Below are 20,867 nucleotides of genomic sequence, written 5' to 3'. Positions count from 1 at the left end.
TCGGCGTCACACCCTAGCCGTAGGGCGTGGTGGGCGATGATCCGGGGGCATGACGGGCCGTGGACGGCCAGGGCATCAGGACTCGGCGGCCCGGCGCAGCAGCAGTCCGATCTCGGGGTCGAAGACGTCGTGGTGGCCGCCCATGGGCAGGTGGGCGGAGCGGACCACGTCGGAGGCGTCCACGTTCACGTAGGGCACGTCGTGGCGCAGGTCCGGCTCCGCGATGTCCTTCAGAGGTACCGGGGCGGGCCCCTCGACGCCCTGGATCCCGTCGAAGCCGAGGGCTCCCCACTTGCGTCCGCTGGTCACCAACTCGGCGGAGTCGCCGATCATCTGGGCCGACAGCGGGAACAGCACCCCGAGGTGGAAGTCGAGGTGCGAGAACGTGCAGATGAGCGGCCCTTGGACGAGTCGCTGCAGGCTCCACAGCGCGCCGTGGCCCGAGACCTGTTGCGGCAGGCTGTCGGCGAAGGCGAAGTGGGACATCTCGGCCTGCAGGAGGGTGAGGGACGACAGCAGTATCGGTTCCGCGCCACCGCCTTCCAGACCGCGCAACGCGAAGCCGGCGAGTCGTCCGCCGAGCCCGTGCCCGACCAGGTGCAGGCGGACGTCGGAGCCCTCCGCGAGCCTCGGCAGGAAGGCACCTAGCCCCTGCTGCCCGATGAGTCCGGCGCGCCGACGCAGCACATGGCGTACGACCTGGCGGAAGAGTTCGTGGGCCCCGTCCCACAACTTCGCGACGTCGGAGGTACCGGGCTGCTCCCCCAGCGGACCGCCGCCCGCGATCGTCCTGCCCCGGCCCGCACGGTCGCTCAGCGGCTGCCCGGGGCGCGCCCCCGCGATCCCGCCCTCGGCAGGGGTGTCCCCTCCGGAGGCTTCGGATCCCTGGGTGCCGGAATCGTGCCGGGCGGCCCGGCTCTCCTGCGTCTTCCGGGCCCGACGCAGGTCGTCGACGGCGCCCCCGAACTCGGCGCACATGGTCCGGGTGTCCTCGAACAGCATGAGGGGGTCGGACTGCGGCATGACCTCGCCCTCGGTGTCGGCGGTGAAGGCGGCGACCGGGTCCTGGAGAGGCAGTTCCGCGAGGCGGCGCAGAGCCGTACCGAAGTCGTCGAGGGCGGGCTTGTGGTTCGGCCGGTCGCGCAGCAGGCCGATGAGCTGGGTCAACGTGTCGGCGTGGTCGGGGAGTCGGCGCAGCAGGTCGTCGGCCGTCGCCTGGTCGAACCCGGTGGCGTCCGCCGGTTTCGCGACGCCGGGCAGCCCCTCGTCCCGGAAGCACAGCGACGGCCAGTGCACGCCGAGTATCCCGGCCCGTCCTGGCGCGTCGCGCCAGGCCTCGGTCAGCAGGGCGCGGTACGCGTCGTCGACCGCGCGGCTCACCGCCTCGTCGTTGTGGGCCCCGTGGGCGACGACGTACAGGTCGCGAACGCCGCTGTCCCGCACGGCCGCGCACACCTGCTCGGTACGGCCGGGATCGGAAGCCGCCCCGTCGTCGAATCGCAGGGCACCGAAGTCGTGGAAAGCGGTCGGCTGCGCCATGACTGACTCCCGGAGAGCGCCGCGTCGCGGCTGGGTGCGGGAGACGGGCCTGGCTGCCCGTCTCGCAGGGCACTCCACGTTCCCGCCGCGCAGCGCGGCACGCCCCGGGTCCGGCGGATGTACGGCGTTTCTACGCCACGCGGACCGGCACACACAGACGACGAACGGCGCGAACGGGCCCTGGTCGGCACTCGGCCGACCAGAGCCCGTGACGACCGTCTCCTACCGGGCGCGGTTGTCCTGTACGACGCTCGCGGCCCGGGCCCGCGCCTCCTCCTCGGACAGCCCGGCGTCACACACGATCGTCACGACGTTGCCGTCGTCCAGCGGCACGCGCCGCATCTCCACACCCAGCAGCCCCGAACGCTGCGGCTCCTCGTCGGACATCAGAGCACCTCCTCGTCGACGGACCCCAGGCTAGACACGGTGCGTGGGCCGGGGCGGGAGCGGCGGCGCGCGGGTCACACGATCGAAGCCCGTCACTACGGCGGACGCCGATCCAAACATCCGGCTCAGCGGACCTGTCGAGGGGGCGCGTCGGGTGGGCGGTGATCCTTGTCGCACGATGAAGCACGTGTGAATCCCGTGGGACGGGTAGTGGGGCAGAACAGCCCGTCCGGTACGAAGGGAGACACACCCCATGCCTCTGCAGAGCACTCCGAAGTACACCGTCCCCGGCCTCACCGTGGACCAGGCCGGAGAGCTGATCGAGATCCTCCAGATGAGGCTGCACGCCCTCAACGATCTCCATCTGACACTGAAGCACATTCACTGGAACGTCGTCGGCCCGCACTTCATCGCCGTGCACGAGATGATCGACCCGCAGGTCGACCGGGTCCGCGCGATGGCCGACGACGTCGCGGAGCGGGCCGCCGCTCTCGGCGGCGTCAGCCAGGGCACGCCCGGCGCGCTCGTGGCCGCCCGGTCCTGGCAGGACTACAGCGTCGGCCGGGCCGACGCCATCGCCCACCTCGGGGCGCTCGACGTCGTCTACACCGGGGTCGTCGAGGACGTGCGCAAGGCGATCGCGGTGGCCGGTCCGATCGACGCCGCCACGGAGGACCTGCTCATCGGGCAGTTGCGCGAACTGGAGCAGTTCCAGTGGTTCGTCCGCGCGCACCTGGAGACGGCGGGCGGTTCGCTGCGCACCGGGTCCGCGACCACGGAGGCGGAGGCGGCGCACCGGGCCGTCAACTAGCGCGCCCGCGCGGCACGTTCGCGAGTGAGCGGCACGTTCGCGAGTGAAATGGGCCACCCCGGGCCGCGGACATGCATGGTCCGCGCGACCCGGGGCATGCGGAGGTCCCGCCCCCCGAGCGAGAACAGGTGCCCTCATGCTGATGCCCGACGCCACGTTCGTGCGGACCCTCCTCAGCCGCTACGCCGATCTGCAGATGCGTCACTGCGAGCGGCCCTCGCAGGAGCTGAGATGGCAGCTGGACGACGTGACCTACACGTTGTGCGTCTGCACCGGGACCCGCACGATCCGCGACGCTCTGGCCGCGGCCGACCGAGTCCTGGAGCAGGCGGCTGCGGCGACCGTCGCCGACGAGTCGCAAGCGGCCTGAACCGGCGCGTGGGACCGCGCGTGTGCGAACGGAGCGTGCGGGGACACTCGTGGCGCGATCCCGTCGTCCCCTGACGCGGGTCCAGTAGTGGTGCAGGGGGCGTGTCCTGGAATCAGGACACGCCCCCTGCACCATGTCCTCCATGTTCCCTGTCGCGGAGCCGGCACATCACGCACGATCAGCTACGCCACACGACGGCGCCGCTCAACTCTCCTCCAAGTGGACCGAGTTGAGCGGCGCCTTTGTGTGTCGCTCCGTCAGACACGTCCGCCGGTCAGCCGGGTGAGCGGCCCGTGGCTGCTGCGCTCGGCGCGGCGTCCGGCCACGAAGGACGTGGCGGCCAGGGCCGTGGCACCGGCCGTGACGCCGGCGGCGACGACCTTGTGGTGCTTGAGCGCCGCCCACGCCGTCGTGGCCGCGGAGGCCGCTTGGCCAGCCGCCGACGTCACGGTGGTGCGGGCGCGCGCCACCGCGGCGTTCGCCGCGGTGGCCGCGCGGGCCCCTTCGGTACCCGCCGATCGGACCGCGCGGCCGGTCGCCGCGCCCATCGACTCCGCCTTGGTCGCGGTCTTCTGCGCGGCCTTCTTCGTTGTCTCCGCCGCGGCCGGCTGCGCCGCCTTCGTGGTGGGCCCGGCCGTCTCTCCGTTGTCATGTGCGTTCACCATGGTGTTCGCATAGCCGGATCCAGCCATGACAAACAGCGCGACGCCGATCCGATCTACGGGCTGTCCCCCGCCTCGTCCGTGGAACGGCCGAGGTACCAGACCGGCGCGGGGTCACGCACCGTCAGGAGCCGGAAGCCCAGCCGGTCGTAGAACGCCCTGGCCGACGTGTTCTCCCGCACCATGCACAGGTGGACGGCCGGCACGTGCTGCCGGTGGAGCGCGCCCAGGAGGGTGTCCATCAGGGCGCGGCCATGACCCCGCCCCTGCCAGGGCGGCAGCAGGTCGATGTGCAAGTGGGCGGGGAATGCGGCCAGTTCGTCGCGCACCATGCGTTCGGGGGTGTGCAGCAGCCCGATCATCTCCTCGCTCGGCGTGCGGGGCGGACCCGCGGGGGCCGGGTAGCGGTCCGCGACGTCCGGGAGCCATTCCGCGCGGAACCGCTTGGCGAACGCGGCGGTGTCCGGGACCCCGAGTACGTAGCCGACGGCGGTTCCCGCGCCGTCGTCCAGGACGAAGGCGAAGTCGGGCTCCAACCGCGCATAGGGGTGGGCGAAGATCGACGGCATCAGTTCGTGGTCGGGGTAGAGAGAGGACGAGTCGCCGCCCTGATGAGCCGTCATGACGCATATGTGGCCGAGTGCTTCGTGGTCGGACGGGCGGTAGGCACGGACGAAGGGTGTGTTCTCCATGCGCCGCACGATGCCAGCATGGGAGCGCTCCCGCAGCCGATCACGGATGCCGGGCCGCGCTCGGCCGCACCACTCCGACGGCGCACCCTCACCGGTGTGTTCGCCGCCGGGCGGGTAGGGCTGGCACGCACAACATCGCCATCCGTGAGGAGCTCGCCCGCATGCAGATCGATCTGACAGGACGTACCGCGCTGGTCACCGGTTCCACCCAGGGCATCGGGGCAGCGATCGCCACGGGCCTGGCGCGGGCCGGGGCCCGGGTCGGGATCAACGGTCGTACGGGGCAACGGGTCGACGAGGCCGTCGGCCGGATCGGCGGCGACGTGCCCGGCGCGGAGCTGGTGCCGGTGGTGGCCGACGTGACCACCGAGGAGGGCGCACTGCGCGCGGCCGAGGCCTTGCCGCGGGTCGACATCCTGGTCAACAACCTGGGCATCTTCGACTCCGCCGACCCGCTGGAGATCAGCGACGACGAATGGCGCCGCTACTTCGAGGTGAACGTGCTGGCCGCGGTCCGGATGATCCGGCAGTACCTGCCGGGCATGACGGAGCGTGGCTGGGGCCGGGTGCAGAACATCGCCAGCGACTCGGCCGTGGTGATCCCCGCCGAGATGATCCACTACGGCATGTCCAAGACGGCGCTGCTCGCGGTCACGCGCGGCTTCGCGAAACAGGCGGCCGGCACCGGCGTGACCGTCAACTCGGTCATCGCGGGCCCGACCCACACCGGCGGCGTGGAGGACTTCGTGTACGGCCTGGTCGACCGCGAGCTGCCCTGGGACGAGGCCCAGCGCGCCTTCATGCGCGAGTACCGGCCGCAGTCGCTGCTCCAGCGGCTCATCGAGCCCGAGGAGATCGCGAACATGGTCGTCTATCTCGCCTCCGCCCAGGCGAGCGCCACGACGGGCGGGGCGCTGCGCGTGGACGGCGGATACGTGGACTCGATCCTGCCCTAGGTGTTCTGTCCGGGGAGGTCGTGTCCGCAAAGTCCCTCCCGCCCCGCGACGCCTGGCACGCTTCCCCAAGCTCTCAACTCCGTTCGAGCAGGGGAGACCCCATTGACGCCGCAGGGCCGCCCTCCGGGCGGACGGAGGGACTTTGCGGACACGACCTAGGACCTGAAGAGCGAGACGGAGCCGGACGCGGCTCCGCCTCTCCGCGCTCCGGTCAGTCGAGGAAGTCGGCGACCATCGCCGCGAACTCGTCCGGGGTGGCCAGCCGGACGCCGAGGCTCTCGGCCTTGGCCCGTTTGGATCCGGCGCCCTCGCCCGCGACGACCAGGCTCGTGTTCTTGGAGACGCTGCCCGAGGACTTGCCGCCGGCCCGCTCGATCAGCTCGTTCATCTGGTTGCGGGAGAGCTGTTCCAGGGGGCCGGTCATCGCGCCGGTCACCACGACCTTCAGGCCCGCGAGCGGTCCGGCGTCCGCGGTCTCTCCGGACTCGCCGGTCTCCTGGTCGTCCTCGGCGGCGGGCGGTGTGGCGCCGGGTTCGGTCATGCTCAGCCCGGCCGCCGCGAGCCGGTCGATCTGGTCGGCGAGCTCGGCGAGTTCGGCCACGATGACCGGGGCCCTCTCCGCGCCGATGCCGTCGACCCGCTGCATCGCCTCCGCGTCCGCGGCGCGGATCCCGTCCATCGTCGCGAAGTACCGGGCGATGCGGCGGGACATGGAACGGCCGGTGCCGCGCACGCCCAGGGCGCACAGCACCCGCGACAGCGGCTGGGATCTCGCCGCCTGGAGCGCCGCCATCAGGTTGTCGGTGCTGGTCTCCCCCATCCGCTCCAGGCCGAGCAGCTGCTCGCGGGTCAGCCGGTCGAAGAGGTCGGGCAGGGCGGTGACCAGGCCCGCCTCGACGAGCTGGACGACTCGGGAGTGGCCGAGGCCCTCGATGTCGAGCTGGTCGCGCCCGGCCGCGTACGTGATCGAGGCGACCAGGTGGCAGTTGCGGCCGCGCTCGCACCGCCAGCGCTGTTCGCTCGTGTCGATGCCCGAGCCGCATTGCGGGCACACGGCGGGGAAGACGATCTCCTTCTCGTCGCCGGTGCGCAGGTGCGCGACGGGCGCCTCGATGCGCGGGATGATGTCGCCCGCCTTGTAGACCATCACCTGGTCGCCGAGGAGCAGGCCGCGGCGGGTGATGTCGGCCGGGTTGTGCAGGGTGGCGTACGTGACCGTGGAGCCGTCGATCTCGACCGGTTCGAGGACGGCGCGCGGGGCGATGATGCCGGTGCGTCCCACGTTCCACTCGACGTCGAGCAGCTTGGTGATCTTCTCGACGGCCGGGAGCTTGAACGCGACCGCCCAGCGCGGCGCCCGCGATCCCTCGCCCGCCGCCTGCCGGTCGGCGGCGAGGTCGGCTCTGACGACGATGCCGTCGATGCCGAACGGCAGCTCGGCGCGGAGCGCGGCGATCTGCTCGACGCGCTCCACGACCTGATCGACGGAGGTGACGACGACCGCGGGCACCTGGGTGCTCGCCGGGGTGTTCACACCCCAGACCGCGGTGCGGTCCATGAGGGCGCCGTGCGCGCCCTCGCCGAGTTCGGCGGCGAGCGCGGGGTCGGTGTCGGGCAGCGGGAGCAGACCGTACCCGAAGAAGGTCATCGGGACCGTGTAGGCCCGGTCCTTGGCGCGCAGGGTGCCGGCCGCCGCGTTGCGCGGGTTGGCGAAGGGGTCGCCGCCGTGTTCGGTGCGCACTTCGTTGGCGTACTCGAACTGGGCGCCCGTCATGAGGATCTCGCCCCGCACCTCCAGGGTGACCGCTTCGGTGAGCCGGTCGGGCAGGCCCTCGATCGTGCCGATGGCGTGCGAGACGTCCTCGCCCGCCGTGCCGTCGCCGCGCGTGACGAGCCGGGCGAGACGGCCGTCCTGGTAGCGGGCCGCGATGGCGAGGCCGTCCAGCTTCGGCGATACGTTCCAGCACGTGACGTCGCGGCCGATCCGGCGCTCCAGCGACGCGGCCCAGGTGGTGAACTCCTCGCCGGAGAAAACGTTGTCCAGGCTGAGCATGGGCACCGTGTGCGCGACGTCGCCCTCGACCGCGCCACCCGCCACCTTGCCCGTGGGCGAGTCGGGCAGCACCTCCTCGGGGTGCTCCGTCTCGTACACCGTGATCGCCCGCACGAGCCGGTCGTAGGCGTCGTCGTCCAGGGCGGAGGTGCCGCCTTCGTAGTACGCGGCGGCAGCGGCGCGCGCGTCCCGCACGGCCTGGGTGTAGGCGGCGGAATCGGACAGCGCTGAAGGAGGCGAAGGAACGGCAGAAGTCGTCGTCATGCTGTTCATCCTGCCTGGTGCCACTGACAATGACGGGTCGTCAGACGACGGACAGGCTCGCGTCCTCGGCGCGCGGCGCGGTGACGGTCGGCGCCTCCTCGTGGGTGAGGGCGACGACGGCGATGTCGTCGGTCAGGTGATGGGTCCAGTCGTGGACGTCCCGGTCGAGGTGGGTCACCAGGGCGCCCGGTTCGGTGCCCGTCGCCACCTGCAGGCGTTCGGCGAGGGGATAGAACTCGCCGGACGAGTTGCGGGCCTCGCTGAGTCCGTCGGTGTGCAGCAGGAGGGTCTCCTCGGGGTCGAGAGGGACCGTGGCGGGCCGGGGGCTGTCGTCGCCGAGGAGGCCGAAGCCGAGCGGCAGCAGGGCGGGCACGGTGATCTCCCGCACCTGCCGCCCGGAGACGGCGAGGGGGGCGAGGTGCCCGCAGTTGACCAGTTCGACCGCGTCGCCCGCGGTGCCGTGCTGGAGGAGGAGGGCCGTGGCGAACAGTTCCTCGTCGTCGCGGGCGCCCGCGGCGCGGACGAGCTGGCGGTCGAGGCGGGCGGCGAGTTCGCCGAGGTCCTCGACCTCGTGCGCCTGGCTGCGGAAGGCGCCGAGGACGTCGGTGACGGTCTGCACCGCCTGCATGCCCTTGCCGCGGACGTCGCCGACGAGGATGCGGGTGCCGAAGGGCGTGTCGACGGCTTCGAGGAAGTCGCCGCCGATCCCGGTGCCTGCGGTGGCGGGCCGGTACAGGCCGGCCAGCCGCAGCCGGCCGAGCCGGGCCGGAATGGGGTGCAGCACCGCGTGCTGGAGTGCGCCCGCGGCCTGCTGGACGCGGGTGTGCCGTTCTGTCTGCTGGCGGCGCAGGAAGGTGAGCACGCCGGCGAGGGCGCCGACGGCGAGGACGGTGCCGACGGCGACGGGTCGCGCCGCCAGCTCGGGTCCGGCGAGGCCGCGGATCAGCAGGTGCTCCAGGCCGGCGACGCCCGCGACGGCGAGGGCGACGGCGGGCCGGCCGACGACGAGGGCCGCGCTGGCGACGACGGCGACGGCGACCCACAGCAGCTGCTCCATGTCGAGGGGCAGCGTGTCGCCGCGCAGGACGGAGGTGCTGGGCATGGCCTGGGCCGCGGCGATGCCCAGCGCGACCGCGGTGGGGTGGAGCGCGGAGAAGGCGCCCAGGCGGGAGTGGGGCAGCGCGGCGAGGAACACCGCCATCTGCGGGGTCTGGGCCGTCATGATGCCGAATCCGACGAGGGCGGACATCGCGCAGCACATGGCCGTCGCGGGGCCGGCGCCCATGGGGACGGCGTGCAGCAGGGCGAGGCCCACCGCGGCCAGGGGAAGGCCGAGCGAGCAGCCCGTCAGCGGGGTGAAGGGGGTGTGCCGGGCGAGCAGACAGGCGGCGGCGCCGCCGAGACCGAACGCGGCGACGGCCAGCATGCCCTGCGTGGCCGTGCCGCCGCCCGTGGCGACCAGGGTGGGCAGGGCGACGGCGACGATGATCTGCGTGAAGCCGACGATGACCCCGGTGGCGAGTGCCGTGCCGGGCGACCGCAGCGAGGCACCGAGGGCGTGGCGGCGGCCCCGGGAGCTCAGCAGTCCGCCCGCCACGGCGCACGGCGAGGCGGCGAGCAGTACGAGCACCCAGGGGTCGGACCAGCCCCGCACGGGCGCGAGATAGAGAGCGGCGGCCAGCAGGGCCGCCGCGGCCAGGCAGCCCGAGAAGAGCACGTCGAGGCGGGTCGAGGCGCCGGCGGCGGGCGTCTCGGGCACGATCCGCCGTACCGAGACGATGCCCACGACGGCGAGCGCGGCGAAGACCAGCGAGACAGCGCGCCAGCCCAGGGTCGCCACGATCGCGGAGGCGGTGACGGTGATGCCGAGGAAGGTCAGCGACATGACGGCGAGCCAGGTCCCCATGATCCGGCGCAGCTGTCCGGGCAGCGACAGGGAGGGCAGGAAGGCGAGGCAGGTCACGAAGACGGCGGAGGCGGCCATGGTCACCACGACGCGTCCGACGACGTACGCGGACGGATGCGCCACGAGGGCGACGAACAGGGATCCGGCGCCGAGCACGCCCAGCGCCCAGACGAGCACCCGGCGCCTGCCGAGCCGGTCGCCCGCGCGGCCCGTGACGAAGAGCGCCACGATGCCGCCGACGGCGCCGAGCACGTCGGCGAGGGCGATGGCCTCGCGGCCGACGCCGAGTTCCCGGACGAGCGCGGGCCTGGCGGCCGCCCGGAGCACGGGCACGACGACGTACACGGCCGCCAGCGCGGCAAGGACCGCGTACACCCGCAGGGGCGCGCGGTCCCGCACGACAGCCGACGGCACACCGCCGGATCCGTGTGGACCTGCTCCTGGGACGACCATCTCACTCGCCACGGGACCGCCTCTTCCCTTTCATGCGCCCGCCCCCGCACCTCTTGCGTCTGACCGTGCGCCCCGAGCGCACCCATCATGGAATGCCCGCTTATGCACCAAATATTCACTTTGCTAAGTTTTAAGGGCTAAAGTCACAGCCACCCCGGGCCGTTCGACCAGGGGCGCGCTTCGTACGCTGCTCGGATGACCGAGCCGACCCGGGACGCGCCTCAGGACGCCACGCTGCGCCAGGTCCTCGCCTACGACGAGGACGGCGTGCTGCGTCTCGTCCTCGCCCCGTCCGGGTCCGACGTCCCGGTCCGCGGTGTGGTGATCGGCGACGAGGACGCCACCCGGCCGCACCAGGGGCACGTCGTGCTGGGCGTGGGGCTCACCTCGGACGCGAACGCCGGGGCCGAGCGGGTGCGCGAGGTGGCCCGGCGGGGCGCCAGCGCCCTCGTGCTCAGGGACGACGGCGAGGGTTCACCGGCGGAGGAGATCGTCGCGGCGGCGCGGGAGACGGGCCTCGCCCTGCTGGTGCGGGCCGGGTGGGCGGACTGGGCGGACGCCGTCGAACTGCTCCGGTCCGCCTGCGCGTACGCGGCGCTGGGGACCGGCGAGCGGCTCGTCGGCGACATCGCGGGCGGCGGGCTCGCCGTCCTCGCCGCCGAGGTCGCGCGGCACTGCGGCGCCTCCATCACCGTCGAGGACACGCGCTTCCGGGTGCTCGCGCACTCCGCGACCGGCCCGGACGCCGACCCCGTACGCCGGTCGACGATCCTCGGCGGGAAGGTGCCGGACTGGCGCGTGGCCGAGTTGCGGCGGGCCGGCCTGGTGCGCGCCCTGTGGAGTGCGCGCGATGTGATCCACCGGGCGGCGGACGGAGACGATCCCGAGCGGCTCATCGTGGCGATCCGCAGCGGCGGCGAGATGCTGGGCTCGATCTGGGCGGCGGCCGACGGGGGGAGTTTCGCGCCCGAGGCGCCGGAGGCGTTGCGGCGGGCCGCTGAGGTCGCCGTGCCGTATCTCCTCCAGCACCGCTTGCGCGTCGGTTCCGACCGGCGACGCGAGGAGCACGCCCTGCGCGGGCTGCTGGCGGGCGAGGGCGACCGGAGCTCCCACATGTGGTCGCTCGGGCTCACCCCTGAGACGCCCTGTGCGGTGCTCGTCGCCGCGCAGGAGGACTCCGCCGCACCGTTCCCCGAGCGCACCTTCCAGGCGCTCGCGCTGCAGTCTCGGGCGCATCGGTCCGCGGCGCGTTGTGTGCGCGAGAGTCACCGGCTCACCGTGCTGCTGCCGGTGCCCGACGGGCAGGACCGGGACGCCGCCTGGCTCGCCCGCGACCTCGCCGCACTGGCGGCCGCGCTGCCCGACGCACCGCGCGTCTGGGTCGGCGCGGGACCGGTGGTGGCCTCGCCGCTGGACGCGGTTTCCTCGGCCGAGGAGGCCCGGCTCGTCGTGCGCGCGCTGCGGGAGCGCGAGTCGCGTGCCGCCGGTGAGCCGCCCGCGCGGCACGCGGGTGCCGCGGACGTCCGCCAGAGCGTGGCGGTGCTCCGCGTCCTGGACGCGGTCCGTCCGCTGTGGGAGCGGCACGGCGGGCCGGTGCACGACATGGTCGCGGCCGACCTGGCCACCGGCGGCGAACTGGTCCGCTCGCTCACCGCCTACCTCGACGCGGCGGGCGACGTCCCGCGCGCGGCGCGGCGCCTGGTCCTGCACCCGAACACGCTGCGGTACCGGCTCAAGCGGGTCCGGGAGCGCTTCGGCCTCGACCTCGACGATCCGGACACGCGCCTGATCGTCACCCTCGCGATGCGGCTCACCACGTCGGACGACATCTCCGGCGGCGAACCGATTTGATGCGCTTCATGACGGTGTTCGGACCGGCGGACAAATAACCGCCACCCCTTTGGCCCGGGGTACGAAGACGTGGGCGCGCGGAGGAGGCGAGGCTCGTGGCACTCCCCCGTTCCCGCGACGAAGGCCGCCCCGTGACTCTGGACCACGACACCCGCCAAGACCTCCGCGCGACCGAGGCGCGCGTCGCCGCCGTGCTGCGGCACGCGATCGACCGGGGGCTGGTCGGCACCGAGCAGCCCGTGGCCGGGTTCCTCGACACCGACGGCATCCGCGCGTCCGTCGCCGCTCTGCACACCGCGTTCGCCGCCGTCCCCGACGTGCTGCACACCTTCGCCGTCAAGGCGTCGTCGCTGATCCCGGTGCTGCGGCTGCTCACCGACCTCGGCATGGGCTGCGAGGTGGCGAGCCCCGGTGAGCTGCGTCTTGCCCTGGACGCCGGCTGCGCCCCGGACCGGATCGTGCTGGACTCCCCCGCGAAGACCCGCGAGGAGATCGCCGAGGCGCTCGCCCTCGGTGTGGCCCTCAACGCCGACAACCTCGACGAGCTGGAGCGCATCGACGCGCTGCGCCCGGCCGGCAGCGCCTCCGTGATCGGGCTGCGCGTCAATCCGCAGGTCGGCTCCGGTGCGATCGGCGCGATGAGTACGGCCACGGCCACGTCCAAGTTCGGGGTGGCGCTGCGCGACGCGGGCGGGCGCGAGCGCGTCGTGCGGGCGTTCGCGGAGCGGCCGTGGCTGACGCGGCTGCACGCCCATGTCGGCTCGCAGGGCTGCCCGTTGGAGCTGATCGCCGAGGGCATCGCGGAGACGTACCGCCTCGCGGAGGAGATCAACGCGACGGTCGGCAGACGACAGGTCACCAGCCTCGACATCGGCGGCGGTCTGCCCGTGAACTTCGCCGACGACGCGGTGCGTCCCACGTACGAGGACTACACGCGGGCCCTGCGCGCCGCGGAACCCGGCCTGTTCGACGGGCGGTACGGCCTGGTCACGGAGTTCGGGCGGTCACTGCTCGCCAAGAACGGCTTCATCGCGGCCCGCGTGGAGTACGCGAAGGAGTCCGGGGGCCGCCGGATCGCGGTGACGCACGCGGGCGCGCAGACGGCGACCCGTACGGTGCTGATGCCGGGCGCCTGGCCGCTGCGCGTCGGCGCCTTCGACCCGCAGGGCCGGCCGAAGGAGGGTACCCCCGTGCCCCAGGACGTCGCGGGGCCGTGCTGCTTCGCGGGCGATGTCGTCGCCGAGGCGCGGGAGTTGCCGCCGCTGACGGAGGGCGACTTCGTCGTGCTGCGCGACACGGGCGCCTACTACTTCTCGACCCCATGGGCCTACAACAGCCTGCCCCGCCCCGGCGTGCACGGGTACGCCTGCGACGCCCACGGCGAGGTGCGGTGCGCGCCCGTCCGCGACGCCCAGACCCTCGACGAGATCGCGGCCGAGAGCGGCGCCCGGCACACCGACCGGCTCATCGCCCTGGCCCCCGCGGCGACATCGGGGACAGTTCTGTGACAAACGCGGGGGCAACGGGCGTGGCGGATCACGGGTCGTAAGAGGTGAGGCGGGAGACGCCGGGACCGGGCGGGTGACGGTGCCGGAGCGTCCACCGCCGTGCGGGCCGGGCACGTCGTACGGTCCGCACGACCGGCGGATCGACCTACACGGGGGATGACCATCATGAACGTACGAGTGAACCGCGCGCTGTCGGCGTCGGGTGCGACCGCGGCCGTCGCGGCGGTGGCGGCACTGGCCGCCCCGGCGTCGGCGGCCGACACGCCCCGCTTCCTGTCCGCGTCCCAGCTGCCGCCGCACCCGGCGTCGGCCTGGCACGCCGGGCCGGTCACGGCCGGGCAGCCGGACCCGCTGCCGATGTGCGTGGGGGACGCCCTGCCGTCGACGTCGGTGCACCGTGTCTTCCGCACCGATTACGACACCGGCGCGCTGCAGGTGACCGTCGTCGAGCGGGACGCGGCGGCGGCCAAGGAGTTCGCCGCGCTGCTGCGCCGGCACCTCGACAGCTGCGCGCAGGATGTGATGGCGCAGGACCCCGAGATCACAGCGGAGCAGAAGTACTACGGGAAACTGTCCGTCGAGGAGGGCGCGCACGTCTACGGCGTGCACACCGAGGCCTCGTGGGGCGCCTCCGACATCAACCTGTTCTCGGTGGGCCGGGACGGCAGGATCGTGACCGTCGTCCAGTGGGGGCAGATGGGCACCTTCGCGCACGCGCAGGTGGCCGACTTCAAGAAGACGACGGTGACGGCCGTCGACAAGCTCCGCTGACGCGGAGGGCGCCCGTCAGCCGTCCGGCACGGTGAAGTCGCACCACACCGCCTTGCCCTCACCGCGCGGCTCGACGCCCCAGCGGGAGGCCAGCGCCTCCACCAGCAGCATCCCGCGTCCGGAGGTCGCCGTCTCCCCCGGGGTGCGCCGGTGGGGGCGGGCGCTGGAGCGGTCCTTGACCCACAGCCGGACCGCGCGCGGCGGACCGGTGATCACTTCCAGGGTCAGCACGGCACCGCCCTCGGTGTGCACGAGGACGTTGCCGAGCAGTTCGCCGGCGGCGACCTCGATGTCGTCGGCCATGACACCGAGCCCCCAGGCGGTGAGGTGTTCGCGCAGCGCGGCCCGGGCGTCGGCGAGCCCCTCCGGGTCGGCCTGGTGGATGTAGCGGTGGATGCGGGGCGCCTGCGCGGTGCCCGAGTCGGGGACGCGGCGCAGGACGAGCAGGGCGACGTCGTCCCCGCTGCCCCACTTCTCCCACAGGGACCGGGAGAGGTGGTCGGCGACCTCCTCGGCCGTGGGCGGGCCCGCGCTCAGCGCGTCGGCGAGGGCTCTCATCCCGGCGTCGACGTCGACGCCGGGCTCCTCCACCAGTCCGTCGGTGCACAGCACCAGGGTCTCGCCGGGTACGAGGTCGAGCCGGGTCTCGGGGAAGTCGTCCTGCTCGAACTCGGTGGCCAGCCCGAGCGGCAGGCCGCCGCGCAGCCGGGGGATGCCGACCCGGCCGTCGATGTGCCGCACGAGCGGGGGCAGATGCCCGGCGCGGACGGCGCGGACGATGCCGGTGGCCGGGTCGAACTGGGCGTACGTGCAGGTCGCGAACCGTTCCGTGTCCAGTTCGGCGAGGAACCGTGAGGCACGCGAGAGCACCGCGGACGGCGGGTGCCCCTCGCCCGCGAACGCCCGCAGTGCGATGCGCAGTTGGCCCATGATCGCGGCCGCGTGGGTGTCGTGCCCCTGGACATCGCCGACGACGATACCGACGCGGCCGCGCGGCAGCACGATGACGTCGTAGAAGTCGCCGCCTACCTGCCGTCCGCCCCAGGCGGCGTGGTAGCGGACCGCGAGCTCGGTGTCCGGGACCTGGGGGACGCTCTTGGGCAGCATCGTGGCCTGGAGACTGCGGGCCAGGTCGCGTTCCTCGTCGAAGAGGATGGCCCGCTGGAGGGACTGGGCGACGATGCCCGACAGGCCGATGCACAGGTTGCGGTCGGCGTCGGTGAACTCCCGGCGTCCGCGGTAGAACAGGGCGAGCCCGCCGATGGCACGGTCCTGCGCGACCAACGGCAGGAACGCGGCGGAGTCCAGCTTCAACCGGTCGATGTAGGGGCCCAGACGGGTGAACCGGTGGGCGAGGTCGGGCAGATCCTCGACGAAGCGGGGCCGCCGGTTGACGACGACCTCGGCGAGCGGCAGGGACTCGTCGATCTGGTGCAGCTTGAGCTCGTCGAGGGCCTGCATCGACTGCCCCACCAGGGCGATCAGCTTCAGGTCGTCCCCCTCGACCAGGCCGAGGACGAGTCCGTCCGCGGCGAACCGGTCGAGGCCGCTCGCGCCCGAGAGCACGGCCACGACATCGTCGACGGTCACAGCGCGTGACAGCGCCTCGGTGGTGCCCTGGACCATGAGGGCGACGCGGCGGCGCTTCGCGTCCACCCCGTCCAGGCCGGCCAGCTCGGCCGGCTCGTGCGGGGCCGCGCGCAGGACGCCCACGACGCGAACGGCCCGGCCACCCGCATCACGCAGAAGGCGCCCTGAGACGTGCGTCAGGCGGGCTGTGCCGTCGCTGAGGCTGATCTGGAAATACGCGCCGTAGGTCTCGCTGCCGGTCGCGATCGCCTCGTTGACGACAGCGGTGACTCGCAGCACCTCCTCGGGCGGGATGCGCGGCCGCAGGGACGCCACGGTGCCCCGGAAGTCCTCCGGGGACAGGTCGAGCACGGCAAGGCAGTTGTCGTCGAGGCGGAGCATGCCGTCCTCGAGGTCCCAGTCGAAGCTGCCCATGCCGGTGAGGCGCAGGCGCTCTTCCAGTCCGATGTCCGGCTCGTGTGCAGGGCCCATTTGACTCTCCGGTGTACTGCTCGGCCACGATAATGGCCGGGTGCCGCCCCCGCGCGGCGACGCAGGGAGGGTCAGTAGCGCTCGGCCGTGCCCAGGTACTGCTCGGCGAACGCGGCGGCGGCCTGTCGCGAGGTGAACAGGCGGCGCAGCCGGGCCAGGCTGGTGCCGGTGCGGAACGGGTCCCCCGCCGCCGCGCCGTGGTACACCTCCGACAGCCACTGGGAGAACTCCTGGTAGTCCCAGACCCGGCGCAGGCAGGCCTGCGAGTAGTCGGCGAGGGCACGGCCATTCGGGTCGGCGCCGGTGAGGCGGGCGGCGAGTGCGTCGCCGAGCAGGAAGGCGTCGTGCAGGGCCAGGTTCATGCCCTTGGCCGCGATGGGCGCGACGAGGTGGGCGGCGTCACCGGCGAGGAAGAGCCGTCCGACGGCCATCGGCTCGACGACGTAGTCGTGCATGTCGAGGACGCGTTTCTCGGTGAGGCGTCCCTCGGTCAGGGGCGCGGCCCCGGTGGCGGCGAGGCGGCGGCGCAACTGGGTCCAGACGCGGTCGTGCGGCCAGTTGTCCGGGTCGTCGCCGGGCGGGCACTGCAGGTAGTAGCGCGTGACCTCGGGGCTGCGCGGCATCTGTCCGGCGAAGCCGTCCGCGTGGACGCCGAACAGCACGCAGTCGGACGAGGGCGGGGCCTCGGCGAGCAGGGCCAGCCAGCCGATGCCGTAGTCGTGCCGGGCGACGCGGACCCGGTCCTCGGGCAGCACGGCACGGCTCACGCCGCGCGCCCCGTCGCAGCCGGCGATGTAGTCGCAGCGCAGCAGGCGCCGCCGGCCGGTGTCGGGGCAGGTGTAGGAGACGGCGGGCCGGTCGGACTCGACGGCGTGCGGTTCCACGTCGCGCACGCCGAAGCGGATGTCGCCGCCGCGCACGTCGGCGTACTCGCGCACCAGGTCGGTGACGAGCAGCGGCTGCGGGTACACGAAGTGGTGACTTCCCGTCACCTCCCGGTATTCGAAGCGGTGTTGTTCGCCCTCGAAGCGGAAGGCGCAGGCGGTGTGCCGTTCGGCGCGCGCGAGCAGGGTGGTGGCGAGGCCGCGGCGGTCGAGGGCGTGCACCGCCCATTCCTCGATGACGCCCGCGCGCGGCCTGCGCTCGATGAACTCGCGGGTCTCGCACTCCAGGACCACGCAGTCGACGCCGGCCGCGCGCAGGATGTTCCCGACGGTGAGCCCGGCCGGGCCCGCTCCGACGACGACCACCGAAACGCGTTCGGTGGAAGGGGAGTTGGTGTCTGGGGATACGGTCACGCGGTCATTATGGAGGCGGCGCGGGCGGCCGTCAGGATCCGAGATCGATGCGAGTGCCGAGGCCACGCTCCTCGGCGAGGTCGGTGAGCAGGCGGGTCACGGCGAGGTCCTGGAGGCCGACGCCCACGGAGTCGAACAGGGTCAGGTCGGTGTCGGCGGTGCGGCCCGGCGCGGCGCCCGCGAGGACGGCGCCGAGTTCGGTGCGGAAGTCGTCCTCGCGCAGGGCGCCTTCGGCGAGCGGGATCAGGACCTCGCCCGACTTGGTGCGGGCCGTTTCGTAGGCGTCGACGACGATGCGGCAGCGCACGACCGCCGCCGTGTCGAGTTCGCGGTGGTCGGGTCGGGGCGGGGCGCCGACAGCGTTGATGTGCTGACCGGGTGTCAGCCAGGCTCCCTCGACGACGGGTTCGCGGGACGGGGTGAGGGTGCACAGTACGTCGGACGCTTCGGTGACGGCCCGTGGACCGTCCAACACCTTCGCGGCGAGGCCGAGTTCGGCGGTGATCCAGGCGGCCAGGTCGTGGGCGCGGGACGGGGTGCGTCCCCACAGCACGACCTGCTCGTAGGGTCGGCCGGGCAGCAGGGCCCTGACGTGCGCGCGGGCCAGCGGTCCGGTGCCGACGAGGCCGAGGGTGGTGGCGTCGGCGCGGGCCAGGGCGCGGGTGGCCACGGCGGTGGCGGCGGCGGTGCGGACGCGGGTGAGTTCGGCTCCGTCGAGGAGGGCGTGGCAGACGCCGGTGGCGGTGTCCACGGCGAGGACCGCGGACCGCTGGACGGGCAGGCCGCGTTCCCGGTTTCCGGGGAGGTCCGCGAGGAGCTTGACGGTGGCGAGGCCGTCGGGGGCGGAGGCGGCGGCCATGGCGAGGAACGTGCCGTCGCCGCCCGGTGGTCGCAGTGCGGGCGGGGCGGGCAGCACCGCTCTGCCGAGGGCGAGGTCCCGGTGGGCGCGGGCCACGGCCGCCTCCACCGCCTCGACCTGGTCGGCCAGCAGGGCGCGGATGGTGGAGCGGGTGAGGATCAGGGTCATGGGCGCGGGTACTCCAGACGTGCGGGTGCGGCGGCGGGTGTGTGGGGGTGTGTGTCGGCGGGCGCAGGTCAACTGCCGCGTACGAACGGCACGGTGAGCCCGGACGGAGCCCGGCTGCGTCCCACCAGGCCGCTCACCGCGAGGAGCGCGAACACGTACGGGAGGGTGACCAGCAGGGGCGCGGAGACGTGGAGGCCGATGGCGGGGGCCGCGAACTGGAGCGACTGGGCGAGGCCGAAGACGAGGCAGGCGAGCAGGGTCGGCCAGGCGCGCCAGCGGCCCGCGATCACGGCGACGACCGCGAGGTAGCCGATGCCGCCGGTGATGTTGTCGCTGAAGGCGTGCACTTCGGAGAGGGCGAGGTGGGCACCCGCGAGGGCGGATGTGGCGCCGGTGAGCAGCACGACGGCGTACCGGATCCTGCGGACGGGCAGCCCGCACCGGTCGGCGGTGAGCGCGTCCTCGCCGACGGCGTCGACGGCGAGTCCCCAGGTCGTGCGGCGACTCAGGGTGAGGGCGAGGACCGCCGCGACGGCGAACGCCGCGTACCCGAGGAGCGTCTGCTCGAAGAGGGCGGGTCCGAGTACGGGGATGGCGTGCAGCCCGGGCAGCGGCAGCGGGTCGAAGCCGGGCAGCGCGTTCTCCTGGGCGCCGTCGCCGAACAGGAGGCGGGAGCCGTAGGTCGTCGCGCCGAGGGCGAGGGCGTTGGCGGTGATGCCGGTGACGATCTGGTCGGCGCGCAGGGTGACGCTGAGCAGCGCCTGCAGCGCGGCGAACAGGAGGCCCGCGGCGAGCGCCGTGAGGACCCCGACGCCCGCGCTGCCGGAGGCGTGGGCTCCGGCCGCGCCCGCGAAGGCGCCGGTGAGCATCATGCCCTCGACGGAGAGGTTCAGGACGCCCGCGCGTTCGCTGAGGAGTTCGCCGGAGGAGGCGAGCAGCAGGGGCAGCGCCATCCGGACGCCGCCGGAGGCGAGTTCGTCGACGACGGCGCTCATGAGGTGCTCCTGGTGCGGCGGTGGGTGAGCAGCATGGCGGCGGCGATGAACAGGACGAGCAGGCTCTGCACGATCTGTACGGTCGACGCCGGTACCTGGGCGGCGAGTTGGAGGTTGATGCCGCCGCTGGTGAGGAAGCCGAACAGCAGGCTCGCGGCGGCGACGGCGGTCAGCGAACCGCGGGCGAGCAGCCCGACGACGAGGCCGGAGAATCCGTAGCCGGACGAGAAGTGTTCGGCGAGCACGTACGGGGCGGTGGCGATCAGTGCCGCGCCCGCGAGTCCGGCGAGTCCGCCCGCGAAGGCCAGCGAGCCGCCCTCCAGGCGGGCGACGGGGAGTCCGAGCCGGGCGGAGGCGGCGGGCGAGTGCCCGATCGAGCGGAGCCGCACCCCGGTCGCGGTGTGCCGCAGCACGACGCCGACACCGAGGGCGAGGACGGCGGCGATGACGACGACGGCCGTGGCCGGCGACTCGGGCCCGCCGATCAGGGGCAGTTGGGCGCCGGCGGGCAGCGGAGCGGACTGCGGCAGCGTCTCCGACGAGGTCACCGGCTGGCGCAGCAGGGCCTCCTCGTGAACGGCGACGGAGACGAGCCCGATGCCGACGAAGTTGAGCAGCAGGGTCGTGATGACCTCGCTGGTACCGCGCCGCACCTTGAGCCAGGCGGCGATGCCCGCCCAGGCGGCGCCGCCGAGGAAGCCCGCGAGCAGCACGAGGGGGACGCCGAGCGCCCCGGGCACGGCGGCGGGCAGGGCGAGTCCGGTGGCGGCCGCGGCGGTGCCGCCCGCGCACAACTGCCCCTCTCCGCCGACGTTCACGAGTCCGGCCCGGTGCGCGACGGTGAACCCGGTGGCGATCAGGGCCAGGACGGCGGCGGAGTTCAGGGAACTGCCGATGGCGTACGACGACCCGAACATGCCCTCGTCGAGCGCGGCCCAGGCGGTGGCCGGATCGGCCCCGGCCGCGACGACGAGCAGGATCCCGGCGCCGAGGGCGAGCACGGCGGCCAGGACGGCGACGGACACGGGGTGCCGGACGAGGTCGGCGGGGCGTGGGGCGGGACGGCGGCGGTCCGGTGGGGACGCGGTGGTGGTGGCGGTCATGGAGTTCCTCGAGCGGTCAGGATGCGGAACGGGGCGGACGGTGCGGCTGGACGTGGGGCCGCCGCGCGAGACGGAGTGCGACGGGGCGGTCGGGGCGTGGCACGGCGGCGGGACGGACCCCGGGTGCCGGATGGAGCGACCGGGGGCAGACGGCAGACCG

The 20,867-nt window shown here is 73.5% G+C and carries 17 protein-coding genes; 6 read left to right on the top strand and 11 right to left on the bottom strand.

From position 1 onward, the window contains the following. Positions 1-75 precede the first annotated feature (75 nt). Positions 76-1,539 carry a hypothetical protein gene (locus B072_RS0113125; protein WP_018530408.1) on the bottom strand — a complete coding sequence of 488 codons (1,464 nt, stop codon included), beginning with the start codon at positions 1,537-1,539 and terminating at the stop codon, positions 76-78. Between the two features lie 222 nt (positions 1,540-1,761). Next, on the bottom strand, positions 1,762-1,926 hold the full coding sequence (locus B072_RS48130) for a hypothetical protein (protein ID WP_018530407.1): 165 nt from the start codon (positions 1,924-1,926) through the stop codon (positions 1,762-1,764). Positions 1,927-2,179: 253 nt separating this feature from the next. Between B072_RS48130 and B072_RS0113115 the strand changes: the two genes are divergently transcribed. Continuing rightward, positions 2,180-2,737: a Dps family protein gene (locus B072_RS0113115; protein WP_018530406.1), complete on the top strand. Its 558-nt coding sequence runs from the start codon at positions 2,180-2,182 to the stop codon at positions 2,735-2,737. 136 nt (positions 2,738-2,873) lie between these two features. Then, positions 2,874-3,107 (top strand): DUF5133 domain-containing protein, encoded by a 234-nt coding sequence (locus tag B072_RS0113110; RefSeq protein ID WP_018530405.1) that lies wholly within the window; start codon positions 2,874-2,876, stop codon positions 3,105-3,107. 257 nt (positions 3,108-3,364) lie between these two features. Here the strand turns inward: B072_RS0113110 and B072_RS0113105 are convergent, their stop codons facing one another. After that, a complete protein-coding gene (locus B072_RS0113105) occupies positions 3,365-3,772 on the bottom strand; it encodes a hypothetical protein (protein ID WP_018530404.1) in 408 nt (135 codons plus the stop codon). Positions 3,773-3,825: 53 nt separating this feature from the next. Continuing rightward, positions 3,826-4,461, bottom strand: a complete 636-nt coding sequence (locus B072_RS0113100; protein ID WP_018530403.1) for a GNAT family N-acetyltransferase — start codon at positions 4,459-4,461, stop codon at positions 3,826-3,828. Between the two features lie 161 nt (positions 4,462-4,622). Between B072_RS0113100 and B072_RS0113095 the strand changes: the two genes are divergently transcribed. Next, a complete protein-coding gene (locus tag B072_RS0113095) occupies positions 4,623-5,417 on the top strand; it encodes an SDR family NAD(P)-dependent oxidoreductase (RefSeq protein ID WP_018530402.1) in 795 nt (264 codons plus the stop codon). Positions 5,418-5,628: 211 nt separating this feature from the next. Here B072_RS0113095 and ligA read toward each other — a convergent pair whose 3' ends face one another. Together ligA and B072_RS45510 are read right to left on the bottom strand one after the other, a co-directional pair. Next, entirely contained in the window at positions 5,629-7,743 is a 2,115-nt protein-coding gene (gene ligA / locus B072_RS0113090) for an NAD-dependent DNA ligase LigA (protein WP_051127169.1), read from the bottom strand. 31 nt (positions 7,744-7,774) lie between these two features. Then, the gene (locus tag B072_RS45510) at positions 7,775-10,054 is read right to left on the bottom strand and encodes an MFS transporter (RefSeq protein ID WP_051127168.1); all 2,280 of its coding nucleotides are present in this window, start codon (positions 10,052-10,054) and stop codon (positions 7,775-7,777) included. 234 nt (positions 10,055-10,288) lie between these two features. Between B072_RS45510 and B072_RS0113080 the strand changes: the two genes are divergently transcribed. The 3 genes from B072_RS0113080 to B072_RS0113070 all read left to right on the top strand — a co-directional run bounded on the left by B072_RS0113080 (position 10,289) and on the right by B072_RS0113070 (position 14,223). Next, positions 10,289-11,944 (top strand): helix-turn-helix domain-containing protein, encoded by a 1,656-nt coding sequence (locus B072_RS0113080; RefSeq protein WP_018530400.1) that lies wholly within the window; start codon positions 10,289-10,291, stop codon positions 11,942-11,944. 131 nt (positions 11,945-12,075) lie between these two features. Next, the gene (locus B072_RS0113075) at positions 12,076-13,452 is read left to right on the top strand and encodes a diaminopimelate decarboxylase (RefSeq protein WP_051127174.1); all 1,377 of its coding nucleotides are present in this window, start codon (positions 12,076-12,078) and stop codon (positions 13,450-13,452) included. 156 nt (positions 13,453-13,608) lie between these two features. Then, the gene (locus tag B072_RS0113070) at positions 13,609-14,223 is read left to right on the top strand and encodes a hypothetical protein (protein ID WP_026245766.1); all 615 of its coding nucleotides are present in this window, start codon (positions 13,609-13,611) and stop codon (positions 14,221-14,223) included. 15 nt (positions 14,224-14,238) lie between these two features. Here the strand turns inward: B072_RS0113070 and B072_RS0113065 are convergent, their stop codons facing one another. The 5 genes from B072_RS0113065 to B072_RS0113045 all read right to left on the bottom strand — a co-directional run bounded on the left by B072_RS0113065 (position 14,239) and on the right by B072_RS0113045 (position 20,707). After that, positions 14,239-16,284: a SpoIIE family protein phosphatase gene (locus tag B072_RS0113065; RefSeq protein WP_018530397.1), complete on the bottom strand. Its 2,046-nt coding sequence runs from the start codon at positions 16,282-16,284 to the stop codon at positions 14,239-14,241. Between the two features lie 71 nt (positions 16,285-16,355). Then, the gene (locus B072_RS0113060) at positions 16,356-17,582 is read right to left on the bottom strand and encodes a 4-hydroxybenzoate 3-monooxygenase (protein ID WP_026245765.1); all 1,227 of its coding nucleotides are present in this window, start codon (positions 17,580-17,582) and stop codon (positions 16,356-16,358) included. A gap of 31 nt (positions 17,583-17,613) precedes the next feature. Next, the gene (locus tag B072_RS0113055; protein WP_018530395.1) at positions 17,614-18,609 is read right to left on the bottom strand and encodes an ornithine cyclodeaminase family protein; all 996 of its coding nucleotides are present in this window, start codon (positions 18,607-18,609) and stop codon (positions 17,614-17,616) included. Between the two features lie 68 nt (positions 18,610-18,677). Further along, entirely contained in the window at positions 18,678-19,604 is a 927-nt protein-coding gene (locus B072_RS0113050) for an ABC transporter permease (RefSeq protein ID WP_018530394.1), read from the bottom strand. Further along, positions 19,601-20,707 carry an ABC transporter permease gene (locus B072_RS0113045; RefSeq protein ID WP_018530393.1) on the bottom strand — a complete coding sequence of 369 codons (1,107 nt, stop codon included), beginning with the start codon at positions 20,705-20,707 and terminating at the stop codon, positions 19,601-19,603. Before B072_RS0113045 ends, B072_RS0113050 begins: the two co-directional genes overlap by 4 nt. Positions 20,708-20,867 lie beyond the last annotated feature (160 nt).

The sequence above is a fragment of the Streptomyces sp. HmicA12 genome (genome assembly GCF_000373565.1).
Taxonomy (GTDB): Bacteria; Actinomycetota; Actinomycetes; order Streptomycetales; family Streptomycetaceae; genus Streptomyces.
This window is presented reverse-complemented; position numbering and strand designations above follow the sequence as displayed.

Excerpts from the sequence above, each read along its gene's own strand:
- B072_RS0113125 (WP_018530408.1), bottom strand. The coding sequence starts at position 1,539 with ATGGCGCAGCCGACCGCTTTCCACGACTTCGGTGCCCTGCGATTCGAC.
- B072_RS48130 (WP_018530407.1), bottom strand. The coding sequence starts at position 1,926 with ATGTCCGACGAGGAGCCGCAGCGTTCGGGGCTGCTGGGTGTGGAGATG.
- B072_RS0113115 (WP_018530406.1), top strand. The coding sequence starts at position 2,180 with ATGCCTCTGCAGAGCACTCCGAAGTACACCGTCCCCGGCCTCACCGTG.
- B072_RS0113110 (WP_018530405.1), top strand. The coding sequence starts at position 2,874 with ATGCTGATGCCCGACGCCACGTTCGTGCGGACCCTCCTCAGCCGCTAC.
- B072_RS0113105 (WP_018530404.1), bottom strand. The coding sequence starts at position 3,772 with ATGGTGAACGCACATGACAACGGAGAGACGGCCGGGCCCACCACGAAG.
- B072_RS0113100 (WP_018530403.1), bottom strand. The coding sequence starts at position 4,461 with ATGGAGAACACACCCTTCGTCCGTGCCTACCGCCCGTCCGACCACGAA.
- B072_RS0113095 (WP_018530402.1), top strand. The coding sequence starts at position 4,623 with ATGCAGATCGATCTGACAGGACGTACCGCGCTGGTCACCGGTTCCACC.
- ligA (WP_051127169.1), bottom strand. The coding sequence starts at position 7,743 with ATGAACAGCATGACGACGACTTCTGCCGTTCCTTCGCCTCCTTCAGCG.
- B072_RS0113080 (WP_018530400.1), top strand. The coding sequence starts at position 10,289 with ATGACCGAGCCGACCCGGGACGCGCCTCAGGACGCCACGCTGCGCCAG.
- B072_RS0113070 (WP_026245766.1), top strand. The coding sequence starts at position 13,609 with ATGACCATCATGAACGTACGAGTGAACCGCGCGCTGTCGGCGTCGGGT.
- B072_RS0113065 (WP_018530397.1), bottom strand. The coding sequence starts at position 16,284 with ATGGGCCCTGCACACGAGCCGGACATCGGACTGGAAGAGCGCCTGCGC.
- B072_RS0113055 (WP_018530395.1), bottom strand. The coding sequence starts at position 18,609 with ATGACCCTGATCCTCACCCGCTCCACCATCCGCGCCCTGCTGGCCGAC.
- B072_RS0113050 (WP_018530394.1), bottom strand. The coding sequence starts at position 19,604 with ATGAGCGCCGTCGTCGACGAACTCGCCTCCGGCGGCGTCCGGATGGCG.
- B072_RS0113045 (WP_018530393.1), bottom strand. The coding sequence starts at position 20,707 with ATGACCGCCACCACCACCGCGTCCCCACCGGACCGCCGCCGTCCCGCC.